The sequence below is a fragment of the Citrobacter freundii complex sp. 2025EL-00176 genome (assembly GCF_053309355.1).
This window is the reverse complement of the sequence record NZ_JBRYHT010000001.1, coordinates 741987-756559: the sequence shown is the minus strand read 5'-3', so window position 1 is coordinate 756559 and position 14573 is coordinate 741987. Positions and strand designations below refer to the sequence as shown.

The 14573-nt window shown below is 48.0% G+C and carries 11 protein-coding genes; 6 read left to right on the top strand and 5 right to left on the bottom strand.

The features are described from left to right. Positions 1-21: 21 nt before the first annotated feature. Both ACVXHP_RS03715 and ACVXHP_RS03710 read right to left on the bottom strand, forming a co-directional pair. On the bottom strand, positions 22-1224 hold the full coding sequence (locus tag ACVXHP_RS03715; protein WP_447570879.1) for a glycoside hydrolase family 88 protein: 1203 nt from the start codon (positions 1222-1224) through the stop codon (positions 22-24). A 17-nt stretch (positions 1225-1241) separates the two neighbouring features. Further along, positions 1242-2519 (bottom strand): oligosaccharide MFS transporter, encoded by a 1278-nt coding sequence (locus tag ACVXHP_RS03710; protein ID WP_200006550.1) that lies wholly within the window; start codon positions 2517-2519, stop codon positions 1242-1244. Positions 2520-2804: 285 nt separating this feature from the next. Here ACVXHP_RS03710 and ACVXHP_RS03705 point away from each other — a divergent pair, with 285 nt between their 5' ends. The 4 genes from ACVXHP_RS03705 to trpS all read left to right on the top strand — a co-directional run bounded on the left by ACVXHP_RS03705 (position 2805) and on the right by trpS (position 8062). Next, positions 2805-3668 (top strand): helix-turn-helix domain-containing protein, encoded by an 864-nt coding sequence (locus ACVXHP_RS03705; RefSeq protein WP_447570878.1) that lies wholly within the window; start codon positions 2805-2807, stop codon positions 3666-3668. Positions 3669-3826: 158 nt separating this feature from the next. After that, positions 3827-4936, top strand: coding sequence for an AI-2E family transporter (locus ACVXHP_RS03700; RefSeq protein WP_200006552.1), 1110 nt, complete (start codon positions 3827-3829; stop codon positions 4934-4936). Between the two features lie 118 nt (positions 4937-5054). Continuing rightward, on the top strand, positions 5055-6839 hold the full coding sequence (locus ACVXHP_RS03695; protein WP_447570877.1) for a diguanylate cyclase: 1785 nt from the start codon (positions 5055-5057) through the stop codon (positions 6837-6839). Positions 6840-7057: 218 nt separating this feature from the next. Continuing rightward, complete coding sequence (gene trpS / locus ACVXHP_RS03690; protein WP_447570876.1) at positions 7058-8062, top strand: tryptophan--tRNA ligase; 1005 nt, start codon at positions 7058-7060, stop codon at positions 8060-8062. Positions 8063-8181: 119 nt separating this feature from the next. On the opposite strand, the gene ACVXHP_RS03685 is transcribed toward trpS, so the two are convergent. The 3 genes from ACVXHP_RS03685 to ACVXHP_RS03675 all read right to left on the bottom strand — a co-directional run bounded on the left by ACVXHP_RS03685 (position 8182) and on the right by ACVXHP_RS03675 (position 12561). Continuing rightward, positions 8182-9876, bottom strand: a complete 1695-nt coding sequence (locus ACVXHP_RS03685; RefSeq protein ID WP_447570875.1) for an NAD-dependent malic enzyme — start codon at positions 9874-9876, stop codon at positions 8182-8184. Positions 9877-9915: 39 nt separating this feature from the next. Next, on the bottom strand, positions 9916-11298 hold the full coding sequence (gene dcuC, locus ACVXHP_RS03680; RefSeq protein WP_304698308.1) for a C4-dicarboxylate transporter DcuC: 1383 nt from the start codon (positions 11296-11298) through the stop codon (positions 9916-9918). Positions 11299-11409: 111 nt separating this feature from the next. Continuing rightward, positions 11410-12561: a M20 family metallopeptidase gene (locus ACVXHP_RS03675; protein ID WP_447570874.1), complete on the bottom strand. Its 1152-nt coding sequence runs from the start codon at positions 12559-12561 to the stop codon at positions 11410-11412. 108 nt (positions 12562-12669) lie between these two features. Here ACVXHP_RS03675 and ACVXHP_RS03670 point away from each other — a divergent pair, with 108 nt between their 5' ends. Both ACVXHP_RS03670 and ACVXHP_RS03665 read left to right on the top strand, forming a co-directional pair. Continuing rightward, positions 12670-13584, top strand: coding sequence for a LysR family transcriptional regulator (locus ACVXHP_RS03670; protein WP_447570873.1), 915 nt, complete (start codon positions 12670-12672; stop codon positions 13582-13584). A 240-nt stretch (positions 13585-13824) separates the two neighbouring features. After that, the gene (locus ACVXHP_RS03665) at positions 13825-14478 is read left to right on the top strand and encodes a LysE family translocator (RefSeq protein ID WP_304698304.1); all 654 of its coding nucleotides are present in this window, start codon (positions 13825-13827) and stop codon (positions 14476-14478) included. The last annotated feature ends 95 nt before the right edge of the window (positions 14479-14573 follow it).

Here is a 14573-nt window from a genome sequence, read left to right as displayed (position 1 = left end):
TACGCTTAGAGATCATTGCCTCTACCAACAGGACGTCCAGCACTGGCGCACGCGAATTAACGCTTCAAGATAAAAATAGTCTCCCCAGGAGCAACATTCATCAACGCCTTTACCAGCAGGCATATGATAAACCGAGTGCATCAGTAACCCTTCACATTCCGATTCATCCGTAGAGAGATAGTGCTTCGTCAGCGATTGTACAATCCGCAAAGCCACTTCTTCATACTGCATCCGATCCGCATCTGTCGCAGGTAATGCTTTCGCTAGCTCCAGCAGACCACAGGCAGCGATAGCGGCAGCCGAACTATCGCGTACGGCATCTGTGTTATTTAAAGCCAGATCCCAGTGACAAATGGCGTCCTCAGGCAGGCGGTTGATAAAGTAATGACTCAGGCTGCGGGTCAGGCTGACGAACTCAGATTTTCCCGTATACAGATAGCTAAGCATGAATCCGTAAATCCCCCACGCCTGACCGCGTGCCCAGCATGAGCTATCGCTGTGCCCCTGGTGCGTATTGCCAAACCGCGGCTCACCGGTCACAATATCCATATAATAGGTGTGATACGTCGATGCATCGGGCCGTACGATATATTTCGCAGCCTGCATGGCATGGGATAAGGCCGCGTCAGCAAAGACCAGATTCCCTGTCTGTTCGCTTGCCCAGTAGAGCAACGGAAGATTCATATTACAGTCGATAATCATTCGTCCCTGCTGCTCCGGATCCGTCAGGTCTCCCCATGCCTGGATAATACCTGCCGTTGGGTTATAGCGTTGCATCATCATTTCAGCAGCATGCAGAGCGATATCGCGTGCGGCTGCGTTACCGGTCAGTTGCCATGCGTTTACACACGACAATGAATACAGAAAGCCGAGGTCATGAGTATCTGTTTCAATACGGTTTACCAGGCGATGAGCAAAAGAAGTAATGAATCGCTCAGCAGCCTGACGGTATTTGCTATCACCAGTCATCTCCCACAATAGCCAGAGTTGCCCTGTCCAGAAGCTGTTTGTCCATTGATTATTTTCAGCGGGTTGCCATTTCCCTCCTTCACAGGCTTCATTGGGAAATTTATCGCCAAGCGCATACAGCGTTCGATCAATTCGGGACGAAATATACGGTATTGCATTATCTAACTCTTTTTTCAATGCCTGACGGTCAACCGGGGCTGCGTCGGACATGCGCAGGGGTTCAGTAACGACATTAGCCGTTTTATTAGCAATCATAAATTTTCCTGTTATTACTACTTCGATGTTTTAATAGTCTGCGAACGCAACATATCAGCGCGCGGTATTACTGTCTTTTTTCCCGCATGGCTACAAGAAAGGGTGAAAGCGGAAATTAGCGTGAACAGCAGTGCGCAGACCCCCATAATTAAAAAGGTATGTGCAAAACCTATTTTATCGTATAAATATCCCGCTGGTGGTGCCACGACAACGGAGCCGACATATACCATTGCCTGATAGCCCAGCAAATACATGGTGGCGTTTACGCGTTTGTGAAAGTGTTCAGCGATATATTTAAATACAGAAATTAACAGCAATGCTATTTCCACACCGTAAAATGGTTTAATAATTGAAATCATAATTGGGTCGACTGTTAATCCGGAAAGAATCAGGCGAAACCCCACGACTAATCCACACAACAGCAACCCCTTTTTGGCACCATAATAGTTAACCAGCGCGGGAATAAACATCATCATCAGAAATTCAATACCTGCCTGGAGCGTCCCCAGGTAACCATACCAGGCATTGCCCTGCTCTTTGGTGGCAAAGAAAGAGACAAAGTAACGAGGGAATTGCTGTTCTGCTACAAACATCATCCACGCGACACCAGCGACATACAAACTAAACATCCAGAATTTTCGGTTTTGCATCAGCGCAATAACATCGGCAAAAACAATTTTATTTTCTGAGATAACCGAGTTATTTCGTAACTGCTCATCACCAATCTTCAGGCTCAACAACACCGCCAGCATGACTAAAGAGGTGGTACTGCTCAGTATAAAGTTGGCGGTTGGCGTGTAGTTGAATAATACGCCGGAAACCGAAGCCGCCAGCGCCCAGCCGAGCGATCCCCACATTCGGATACGGCCAAACTCCAGGCCGTAAAGGCGACTGAAACGGTCGGCATAGGATTCAGCGGCAGCCACCCCCGCGTACCACCCCAGGCTTAAATAGAATGCCCCAATAATAATACCCAGCAGCGTATGGCTCAGCAGTAAAGGCTGGTAAATAACCACAAAAAACGGGGCCATTAATGCCGAGGTGGCGCAGACAAAATAGAGAAGCCATTTGCTCATACCTATTTTATCCATGATGTAACCATATACTGGTTTCATAACTACGGCAAACACACCATTAACCGCGAATACTGTACCAATGGTTACGCTATCAAGACCAACTTTTTGACTCAGCCATAATGCATATAAGCCGAAGCTGGATGACCAGGTAAAGAAATAGAGAAAAATAAAACTGCTCATTTTGAGCTGTGCTAAACGAGTCGGGGCAATCGCGTTCATGATGCGGCTCCAGCATTATCTCGACAATGATAAGTATAAATAAAAAAAACCGAAGGTTTAATTGCAATCATAATCCACTACCTCTTATGAAGTATTTATAGACTCAGTGTTACTGGCGATAACCAGGCGCTGACGGACGGAGATTAGTCTTTTTGTTTCCTACAGCAGCGTGAGCATGTTCACAAAAACAGTTCGATTTTTAAGTTTGATTAGATTTATGGACAGATATTCAGCAATATCTTTAATATATAGCAGCAAAACTTAATTCTGTTGTCATGGTGAGAAATGAACGATCCACAAAAACTTGAAAGAATTGCGATGGGGAATGAAGTGATTTCCTTTCAGCGTCCAATAGGCGCGAGCGTTCATTATTACCATTGGCATCAATGTGTTGAGTTTTTATATATTTCAAAAGGTTACGGCATAGTCGTCGTTGATAAACAACACTATACTGCGAGGCCGGGTAGACTTTTTATTTTCCCACCGTTTCGCTTGCACAAGGTGCAGGTTGACGTCGCACCGAACAACCCGTCTTATCGTACTGCTATGCATATTGAGCACAACGAAGTCATCAGTGCCTTGCAGATGTTTCCCCGCCACCAGGCTCAGTTTGCAGCACTCTCTGGCACCCATGCTCCGGCACAAATTCACGATCTCAGTGAACATGCGGACTATATTGCCTATATCCTCGATCGGTTTGAATCACTTAAGGGCAACGGGTATCAATCAGCCAGCGATGTTGCTTTTCTGGTAATGCAACTTCTGGACTTTCTTCCCCTGCAACCGCAGAGTGTGGTGCACCAACAGCAGACCGTGGCGGCCCGCATTATGCAGTGGGTGGAAGAGCATTATCAGCAAAAATTTTCACTTGATGAGTTAGCCGCAGATATTGGCTTTTCACGCAGCTATACCTCGCGAATATTCCGTCAACAAACCGGTGGCGGGATCCAGGAATATATACTGACCCGCAGGATTAAAAAAAGCTGTGATTTATTGCGCTACTCATCGCTGAACGTGACGGAGATTGCCGGGCATGTGGGTTTTACGGAAATGACCTATTTCATTACCTGTTTTAAAAAAATGATGGGACAATCTCCTTTGCAGTACCGCAAACAATACGATGAAGAAACTGGCCACGACACGGCGTAAATAACGTCATTCTTATCGGTTCAACGGACAATATCCTCTGCGACCAGAGCTTACGTGAGTCGGTATCCGTAAGAATGAAGCAGAGATCTTCAGCAAAAGTTGGTAAATCCGCTGAACGGTTCTATAGTCGGGACTGCTTCTCATTACAGGATTCACCGATGCGATTTAACGGACTGACCAAAGGTTTCTTCATTTTCATACTGGCCCTCGTTACCTGGGCGTTCTTCGATGTGCTGTCCCCCTACTTTTCCGCCATTTTGTGGGCTGCGATATTAACGACTATCTTTAACCCGGTAAAAAACAGACTGCGCAGCGCACTTGGCGAACGCAACGGGCTGGCATCATTAATAACCATCGCCATTATCTGTCTGATTGTCTTTATCCCACTCATGGTGATCCTGTCATCGCTGGCCATTGAACTCAATGTGGTGTACACCAAACTGCAACAAAACGACACGCAGTTTCCCGAAGTCGTCACCTCTATTCTTTCGTATCTTCCAGGCTGGGCGAGAGGATTCCTCGCAGAGCACAATCTGGATAATGTTGCAGAAATCCAGAAAAAGCTGTCCGACATTGTGTTACAAGGCGGCCAATACCTTGCGGGCAGCGCGTTCCTGATCGGTAAAGGGACATTCGGCTTTGCCATCAGCTTTGGCATCATGCTGTATCTGCTGTTTTTCTTGTTAAAAGATGGACCTTATCTGGTGCGCCAGATTCTGGACTCATTACCACTTTCTGATTTTGCCAAACAGCATTTGTTCGCCAAATTTGTCGGCGTAACGCGCGCAACCGTCAAGGGCACAGCAGTTGTGGCTTTAGTTCAGGGGATTCTTGGCGGCATCGCTTTTGCGATTGTGGACATCGACGGCAGCGTTCTGTGGGGCGCGTTAATGGCGTTTCTGTCTCTGGTGCCTGCCGTCGGCTCGGCAATCGTCTGGGTCCCCGCTGCCATATTCCTTTTCGCTACGCACCAACTGTGGCAAGGGCTGTTTATCGTTGGGTTCTTCGTGATTATCGTCGGGCTGGTGGACAACATCCTGCGCCCGCTTTTGGTAGGAAAAGACACCAAAATGCCGGACTACCTGATTCTGATAACCACCCTTGGCGGGATGGAGATTTACGGTATTAATGGGTTTGTGATTGGTCCCCTGATCGCCGCGTTGTTCATTACCTGCTGGAACCTGTTTTCCGGGCGTGACCATGAAGGTAACGTGGAAGGAATCGACGAAGCCTTTATGGAAGAAGGAAAAAATCCTCCAGATTTATGATGTCAGGACGATAACAGAGGGCGGCCCTGGGCCGCCTTTTTTATTTTCACGCAAAATCATGCGTTTCCTATAATTGCAATCATGCTAATTGATTAATCGTCGCAGAAGGAAGTCATCAGTGCGAATAGCCACAATCACCAACTGGGCCTACAGCGCGACGGTATGCCTGACCATCGCCTCCGGCGTCGTCATGCTGATGGCGTCCAACGCGGATAACACCGAACGCCAGGTGGTGGAACAACGTTACAAATTTGATCAACTCACCGAAGAAGTGGAACTCGACGCCTGGTCGCTGTCCGATATGGCGCGTCTCTACGTGGTCAGTAAAGACCCGGATGCTTTGAACAACTATCGTCACAAAGAGGCGTCACTGAAAGCCGTTGAGCATCGTCTGGCGGCGTTGAAAGATGCCGGAGCGACAGATGAAGAGTTGGCGCTATTGCATGAGGGATTGCAGATTGTTGATGCCCTGCAGGACGAACAAGCTGCAGCGCTGGCCAGCGTCGCGCAGGGAGAACATACCCAAGCTATTGCCCTGCTCTTCAGCAAAACCTATGAACAGGAACTGGAGCGGGCACAGGACCGGATAGACCATTTCCGCCAGTTGCTCGACAACCGCGTACTTAATGCCATTGAAGATGCCACTCAGGCGTCACGTACATTGCGCACGGCCTCTGAAGTAATGGTCGGTCTTACGGCGCTGCTGTTTTTGTTCGTTCTTGGATTTATATTGAAGCGCCGTGTGCTGCGCCCCGTGGTGCGTTTGAGCGATGTCGTTAATCGTCTGGCATCGCAAGATTATGCTGTCGAGACCCCCAGCTTTAACCAGATCGATGAAATTGGCGATATGGCCCAGGCGATCCGGATTTTTCGCGAGAACGGGCTGGCCCGGCAGCGGCTGGAGAAAGAGAGAGACGCCGACTGGGGGATCCGCGAGCTGCTGGCGCGCATGACGCAGCGTCTGCAGGGGTGCGAGAGTTTTGCCGATGTCATTAATGTGGCGGAACTGTTCGCGCCGAATATTGCCCCAGGTATCGCCGGCCGACTGTACATACTGGATCGGGAACCCTGGCAGATGCGCTGCGTTGCGCAGTGGCTCTCACCAGAGGGTAAAGCCGATGCGTTTCACCCGGACGAATGCTGGGCAGTACGCCGCGGTCAGAGCCATCCACCAGTGCAAGGCGAACCGGATATCGCCTGTTACCATCTGCCAGAGTCTTGCCAGCGGCATACCTTATGCGTTCCGCTGATTGCCCAAGGTGAAGCCATCGGCCTGCTCTCATTCCAGAATCTCAGCGAGGATTCCACCTCATCTCGCGCCTACCTGGAACTGATGGCGGAAGCACTCGGCCTGGCATTAGCCAACCAACGCCTGCGCGACGCGCTGCTGGAGAAAGCGCTATACGACCCACTAACCGGGCTGCGCAATCGTCATCATCTTGAAGATACTCTCCGTACCCAGATGAGCCAGGCAGTTCGTACCAAAGAACCGATCAGTTGCCTGATGATCGATATCGACCATTTCAAAAACATCAATGACCGCTTTGGCCATGAGGCGGGCGATAGTGTGATAAAAAGTATCGCCGCCATTATTCAGCGCGTTGTCCACGACAGCGGCATGGCTTTCCGTTACGGGGGGGAAGAGTTTCTGGTACTGCTGGCAGGTGCGGATGAACAAATGGCCAATAGCTTTGCGACGGATATTTACAACGGCGTACGCGAACTGTCACTGCGCTTTGGCGTATCCGATATCGGTCACGTGGATGTCTCTATCGGTGTTGCCAGCTACCCGCAGCATGCCCAAAGCGATAATCTGCTGCGTGCCGCCGACGTAGCACTGTATCGCGCAAAAGAACTGGGGCGCTCGCGCATTGTGAGCTTTGGCATGCTGGAAGCGAGCTGAACTATGTCAGCTGTCGGCGCATTGCTTTACCTCTGCGTCAGGTAGTGGTAAGTTGACGGGATGAACACTAAACACGATATCAACGGTTTTACTCATAACCTGTGGTGGCTGCCTTCTTAAAGGCGGTCAGAATGTGTTTTCCCCATTTTAAATAACCGCCGAAAGGCGGTTATTTGCATTTGAAGACCCCTTTCGGTTTTACGCTTAAGGAGTCTTATATGAACAACAAAACCATCATCCTCACTGGCGATCGTCCTACTGGCCCGCTGCACCTCGGCCACTATGTTGGCTCGTTACGCCAACGCGCCACGCTGCAGCACGATTATCAGCAGTTTATATTGGTCGCGGATCTGCAAGGACTGACCGATAACGGCAGTACGCCACAAAAGATCCAAAACAACATTCCCGAAGTGCTGGCTGACTATCTCGCCGCGGGCATAGACCCTTCACTCACCACCATTTGTTTGCAATCAGCCCTGCCCGCCCTTGCCGAACTGACCGCGCTTTATATGAACATCGTTACCGTGGCGCGCGTTGAACGTAATCCTACGGTCAAAAACGAAATTGCGCAGAAAGGGTTCGCCCGCTCGTTACCGGTTGGCTTTCTGGTTTATCCCATCAGTCAGGCAGCAGATATTTCAGCGTTCAAAGCTGAAGTGGTTCCGGTCGGCGACGATCAACTGCCGATGATCGAACAGACCAATGAAATCGTGCATAAAATGAATAGCTTGTTACCTGTCCCAGTATTGTCGCATTGTAAAGCGTTGCTGAGTGAAACCAGTCGTCTGCCCGGCATCGACGGTAACGCCAAGATGTCGAAATCACTTGGTAATACAATTCTGTTGTCCGCTAGCGAGGAAACTATTCATCGCGCCGTCAGCGCCATGTACACCGACCCTAACCATTTGAAAGTGTCCGATCCGGGGCAGATTGACGGCAATATCGTATTCACCTATCTCGACGCATTTCACCCAGATAAAATCAAAGTGGCGGAGATGAAAGCGCATTATCAGCGTGGCGGATTAGGTGACAGGGCATGCAAAAATGAGCTGGAGATGTGCTTGCAAGAACTCATCGCACCGATGCGTGAGCGTCGGGCAACTTATATTCAGGATAAAGGCATGCTGATGGCGATGCTGAAAAAAGGCAGTGAACATGCGCACGAAGTCACACAGCAGACATTAAGAGAAGTGAAACAAGGCCTCGGTTTACCGGTGTTCTGAACACCAATCGCGCTCCCGACGATATGCCACCGTCGGGAGTCATCAGGGGTGATTTTCCCCCTCTTATGGCTCTGCGCCAACATAACTATGAGTGATTGCGATCGGTATTGTAGACAACCTTAATATGAGGTTCGTTTATATTGACGGTATTGCGGGTGCCAAAAAATCTCGTCGATTTTACTGCGCAACGACGCCTCCGGGATACGAATTGCAACGCCATCATGCTGAGCTGCAATACCCACATGAAAGGCGATAGCTTTTGTTACCTCCTGGATATTATTAATATCCGGTAGCAATGGAGAGTCTTTATCAACATTAACTTGAGAATAAGAGGCTAATGTTCGACTGGCAGTAATTAGCATATTTTCCGTTATGCGCGTAGCATGACTTGCCAGGCAGCCTAATCCAATGCCAGGAAATATATAAACATTATTACATTGCGCAATGGGGTATTGCTTCCCTTTGTATATAACCGGATTAAATGGGCTGCCCGTTGCAACAATGGCATTTCCATCCGTCCATTCAATAATATCTTCCGGTCTGGCCTCTACTCGTGAAGTCGGGTTGGATAATGGCATGATTATTGGTTTTTTACAGTGAGAATATATTTCTCTGATTACAGATTCGCTAAATAACCCGGATTGCCCGCTAACGCCTATCAATACCGTTGGGTGCGTGTGACAAACAACATCCATCAGCGTCATTGTTTCGCTTTCCACACCCCAGCTTTCAACGACTGCGTGAGGCTGCGACAGTCGTCGCTGGAACAATGGAAGATTATCCTGATCATCAGTCAATAATCCGAATCGATCCACCATGAATATCCTGCCACGGGCCTGCGCTTCAGACAAACCTTCAGCGACCATCTGTTGAACAATATGCTCTGCGATACCGCACCCTGCCGAACCTGCGCCCAGAAATACCACCGTTTGTTCGCATAAAGGACGGCCCGAGAATGAACTGGCCGTCATCAGGCATCCTAATGCGACGGCTGCCGTTCCCTGAATATCGTCATTAAAACAACAGATCTCATCCCTGTATCGTTCCAGCAGAGGCAGTGCCGTTTGTTGAGCAAAATCCTCGAATTGCAGCAGAACCTCGGGCCAACGACGTTTAACCGCGCGAATGAACATATCGACAAACTCAAAATACTCTTCCCCGGAGATCCGTGGATGCCGCCACCCCATATAAAGAGGATCATTCAGCAGTTGAGGATTGTTGGTGCCTACGTCAAGCAGGATAGGTAACGTATTTGCCGGGTTGATCCCTCCGCAGACGGTATATAAAGACAATTTGCCGATCGGAATTCCCATGCCGCCAATACCCTGATCGCCAAGACCCAGGATGCGCTCACCATCAGTGACAACAATGACACGAATATGCTGTTTGGTGGCGTTGTGTAATATATCATCAATTTTATGGCGGTCCGGCCATGCGATGAACAGTCCTCTGGCCCGGCGATAAATACCGGAAAAGTGTTCGCACGCAAGGCCCACAACAGGCGTATAGATAACAGGTAGCATTTCTACCAAATGTTTATTTACAAGGTAGTAAAATAATGTTTCGTTGGTGTCCTGAATATTCCTGAGGTATATATGCCTTGCAATATCGGATTTAAAATCACTGAACTGCTGATAATCCCGATGAGATTGCTCATCAATTCTTTCTACCGCATTGGGAAGTAATCCATCCAGATTAAATATCATGCGTTCTTCTTCGCTGAAACCACTCCCTTTATTCAGCAAAGGAGATTCAAGTAGAACGGAACCAGAGTAAGGGATGTATAGCAAGTCATCTATAGCTTCATTTAACATAGTGTTCATCCTGATAAAACCTTCCGTATTCAATTACCACTACATACTGGAAATCAGAGTGTTAGCGATTAACATGGTGATGATCCCGCCAAGAGCCGGAATAACAGTTCTGCGCACGATCATAAATGGAGAACACTCACCTGACTTGCTTACTGCAATAATGATACCGGCGACCGGTGACATGGCACGCCCCATCCCAGCCATTAACTGCATTGGCAAAAGCATATGTACAGCATTCATACCAAACTTTGTTGCGATAGACTGTGCCATACCGGCAAAGGAGAAAAAGGCAGCAACCCCCGACCCCGTCAGTACTGCCGTCACGCCAACCAAACATGCCATTACAATCGTCATACTTGTGAAACCAAATCCAGCGTTATGTGTCGCATCCAGTAAATAGTCAACCGCACCAATTTTTTGCAATCCCTGCGCAAAAATTTCAGCACACACCAGTAAGGAAACGATACTGGTAAACATACTGCCCATACCTTTAAAAAATACTTGCACACCCTTGCAGCATTCTTTGAAGTTTCGTTTTACACACAACTCGAAAATAAAGGCGACAATGGTCCCAATTACCATTGCAGTCACGACATCTACCTTGATGGTATGAATAACTAATGGGCTAAACACCAACACAAGAATGACAGGGAAAATCGGCAATAGCCCATAAAACTTAGGTGCTGGCGCATCATCATTTTCAGTAACTTCTGCCGGGACAATATGTTGTGTAACAACGACATGCCCATCTTTTTTATCAAAGTATTTCGCCGTAAAATAGATTAATACAGAAACGACTATCATCACCGCCACAGCAACCGGCATCTGATAATGCGCAAAATACAGTGCAGTTTCCATCCCGGCATATTCAGCGGCTAAATTTGCGGTGCCAACGGCAGGCCCAAGATCCATAAAGGCACACATGCCAATCATGGCTGCGGCAGCTGCCTTGCTCACCCCAAGTCGAACTAAAACAGGAAAAAATGTCACTAACAGTAACATCGCAAGACCCGCTGCGCTGGAGATTGCAACGTGGAGTAATTGTGCAAAAATATAACCGATGGCCAAAATCAAATAAGGTGCTTTTAAAGCCTCCAGCGGGCGGATACATACGTCGACCATCGCCTTAGACGCTTTAATATGATCCATATAGCTCGCGAAACCACCGGCAGCCATGATAATCAAACCAATTCCCGCCACCTGCGTCGACAAAGATCCTTTGACAAAAGCAAATATATCAACCCAGACCGATCCCGTTGATTTTGCATTCCCATACAATATACTTTTCTCAGGATAAAAAATGGCTGTGATAGTCAGTAAAGAAAGTCCCGCCAATAGCAAAATAGTTTGGGGCTGGTAGTTTTTGATAATTAACCAGGCAGCAATGATAGTAATCACTATCGCAACAATAAAAGCGCTCATGGATATATCCTGTTATTTATTGTGAAGAATATTAATAACTCATATAGCAGAGGTAGTTACATGAGAATAATAAACAATAGCGTCGCTGAGTGTATATGATGTCTGTGGGTACTACTTTTCCCCATCATCATAATTAATATCATTAAGCATCATGCCAGCAACCAGAGCCGTTCTGGTGACAATATTTTCAGGTAATATATGCTCATGAAGTGCGTGGATGCCCGCCCCCGTTGCGCCAAGTCCATCTAATGTAGGAATACCTAAAGCAGCGGTGAAGTTTCCATCACTGCCGCCTCCTGCCGATTTCGCAGCAACCGTAATTCCCAATTTTTCTGCTATTTGTTGCGCTTTTTCAAATAATTTTTGAGATGCTGGAGAACACTCCATTGGTGGGCGAGTTTGACCTCCTTCAATCCGTAGCTGACTGCCCGGCAAATGGGGAGTTAAACAGGTGATTGCATCATGGATTCGCATTGCTTCAGGCTGATTTTCAACCCTGGTATCAATTTCTAATTCCGCATGATCTGCAATAACATTAACCCGACTACCACCCTGCACAATACCCACGTTAACAGTGGTCCCGCGTTCAGGCGCATTCAACTCGCGCAATTTAAGGATCTGAAAAGCCATTTCCTCAATTGCACTGATCCCGTCCCCTGGATTATTTCCTGCGTGAGCCGCAAGCCCGGTGATAGTAATACGATAGCGACCCGTACCCTTACGAGCAATTTTTAAGTCACCGCCGGATGTCGCTGGCTCAACAACCAGTACTTGCTCAGACCCGATAGCATTACGAGTAATCCATTCTTTAGAACTAGGACTGCCAAGCTCTTCATCGCTATTACAGAGGAAGATGATGCGTTTACCGTTTAGCTGCCCACACTCTTTTAAAGCACGTACCGCCCATATTGATTGAATCATCCCGGCTTTCATATCGAGGATCCCTGGCCCATACCATTTCCCCTCCTCTTCACGAAGCGAGAGTTGCCCCTTGTCCCAGACCGTATCGAAATGGCCCAGTATTGTTGTTTGTGGCCCCTCATTGCCGAGAGCAAATTTTAACTGATTGCCATAGTGTTCCTGGTTTTCTGTTTCGGCCTGGATACCCAGGCGTTTATCGAAAATGGTTTTTAAAACGTCACCGCACCGATCAACAGCAGCTTTGTCCGTTGAGGGTGACTCAGCCTGTACCAGGTCCCTGATGTCCTCCATGATCAGCTCAGCATGTTTCTGTAAGTAATTAACAACACTCTTCATCGCCATACTCTCCGTATCGGTATTTACAGTCAGTATGTAATGAATCCCGGTTGAAAAAGAATCAGGCACTCATGCTATTATTGTTGCTTTCAGGTCAACAATAATGGCAAAAACATGACATTAAGCAGCTATCCGGAAAAAGCGATCCGCTATTTGTACATGGTCGGGCTGTACGGAGGTATCCGCAAAGCCGCAGATATCCTCGGGTTTAACCCTTCGGTTGTCAGTCGACAAATATCCCTGCTGGAAAGAACGATACAGTTGCCCCTGCTGGAAAAAAGAGGACGCAACGTTGTCCTCACTGAAGCGGGAAAATTGCTGGCAGATGACTACGCCATTACTCAACAAAAACGCAATGAACTTGAGCGACAATTAAGCGATATGCGCCATATGCGTGGTGGGACAGTTACGCTGCGCGTTGGGCAAGGGATGGTTCAGGAAATCATTAGTCACGTCGTGAGCAATTTTGCCCAAATCTATCCAAACGTGTTTGTTGATATCACCTCTGGCAATATGGAAACCTCTATCGAGCTCATAGCAAAAGGTGAAGTGGATATGGCTGTGGGATTTGGTCCCGTTGGTCAACCCGCTCTGAAGCGATATAGCTATAACCGAGGAGCAATTTGCGCAATTGTCAGGAACGATCATGTATTCTCAGGCTTGAAAGAAGTCACTATTCAGCAATTATCCCAGCATCGCCTGATCGCTATGCATGACAATTTTGGACTTCAGCGATATATCACTGCGATGTTTCGTGATGAAGCAATCCTTTTCAGACCCTCTTATTGCTGCAATTTATTTACCAGCGCAATCGCCCTGTGCACTGCTGGACTAGGGATAGCGTTTATGACTGAACAAACCGCAAGGGCGAATGCACATACTGGGGAGCTAACAGCGATACCGATTGATCATCACATTGCGAGGGAGTGTCAGTGGCATCTATTGCGCAGTTCAGATCATCGTTTTACACCTGCTGCTCATTACCTGTGGAAGCTGTTGTCTAATTATTTAAGCGACTCCAGCACGTAAAAATATTTGTCTTCGCATTGTTAAAGGATCTGGCGTAATTCGTCGAATCATGCAGGGAGGTACCTTGTTTTGATCAAAGATAGCGTTGCATCGTTCCGTTGAATTCACCGCTGATAACTGCCCTGTTTATCCTGTGTTTTGTTCGCTCCGAGCCTGCAGCGGAAGTTGCGGTATGTTCTGCTTTCGGCTCGAATCAGACTGAGGTAATGTAGCGGAAATATTTATCCGGACTCAACCGCGATGCCTTCCATCGAAACGTTTATAACTTTCCTTCTCGCGCTGACGCTTCTTGAGATTTCTCCAGGGCCAGACATGATGCTGACCATTGCCAGAGGCGTTGGTCAGGGAAGACGTATTGCACTGCTTACGGTATTGGGCAATGTATTTGTAGCGGGTTTTGTGCAAGTTTCTTTTCTTGTTATGGGGCTGGTAACCGTTGTTCATGCCTGGCCGGTTGCGCTGGATCTGCTTAGGTGGGCTGGTGCGGCTTATCTGATGTGGCTGGGCTTAAAAATGATTGCGACTTCAGGTACTGATACCCGGCTGCGAAAAACGGCAAAAATTTCTGACTGGAATGCTGTTAAGGAAGGCGCCCTGAACAGCTTGACTAACCCAAAATCCCTGCTGTTTATGTTTGCTTTTCTTCCTCAGTTTGTCGATCCCGCCGCGGGTCCTGTCTGGCTGCAATTGCTTGTTCTGGGCAGTATTCAAAAGTTGGCAGGAATTGTTTCCCTGGGGTCAGTCGCGATGGCATCAGGAACATTTGGAAACTGGCTAGGTAAACACCCAGGCTTTATCAAATGGCAGGAACGATTTACAGGCGTTGTCATGATTGGCCTCGGTATCCGCATGTTGTTTGCCGGGTCTGGCGTAATATCGAAATCTGCCAGGTAAGTTTTACCGACACGGTCGACCCCGAGTCCACTTTTCGCTCTTAGCAGACCACACGGCTCTTCAAACGGTCTGCTTCGTGCCAGCCGCGGACGTAG

Bases quoted from the DNA above. Each gene is read 5' to 3' on its own strand.
- ACVXHP_RS03715 (WP_447570879.1), bottom strand. From the start codon at position 1,224: ATGATTGCTAATAAAACGGCTAATGTCGTTACTGAACCCCTGCGCATG.
- ACVXHP_RS03710 (WP_200006550.1), bottom strand. From the start codon at position 2,519: ATGAACGCGATTGCCCCGACTCGTTTAGCACAGCTCAAAATGAGCAGT.
- ACVXHP_RS03705 (WP_447570878.1), top strand. From the start codon at position 2,805: ATGAACGATCCACAAAAACTTGAAAGAATTGCGATGGGGAATGAAGTG.
- ACVXHP_RS03700 (WP_200006552.1), top strand. From the start codon at position 3,827: ATGCGATTTAACGGACTGACCAAAGGTTTCTTCATTTTCATACTGGCC.
- trpS (WP_447570876.1), top strand. From the start codon at position 7,058: ATGAACAACAAAACCATCATCCTCACTGGCGATCGTCCTACTGGCCCG.
- ACVXHP_RS03685 (WP_447570875.1), bottom strand. From the start codon at position 9,876: ATGTTAAATGAAGCTATAGATGACTTGCTATACATCCCTTACTCTGGT.
- dcuC (WP_304698308.1), bottom strand. From the start codon at position 11,298: ATGAGCGCTTTTATTGTTGCGATAGTGATTACTATCATTGCTGCCTGG.
- ACVXHP_RS03675 (WP_447570874.1), bottom strand. From the start codon at position 12,561: ATGGCGATGAAGAGTGTTGTTAATTACTTACAGAAACATGCTGAGCTG.
- ACVXHP_RS03670 (WP_447570873.1), top strand. From the start codon at position 12,670: ATGACATTAAGCAGCTATCCGGAAAAAGCGATCCGCTATTTGTACATG.
- ACVXHP_RS03665 (WP_304698304.1), top strand. From the start codon at position 13,825: ATGCCTTCCATCGAAACGTTTATAACTTTCCTTCTCGCGCTGACGCTT.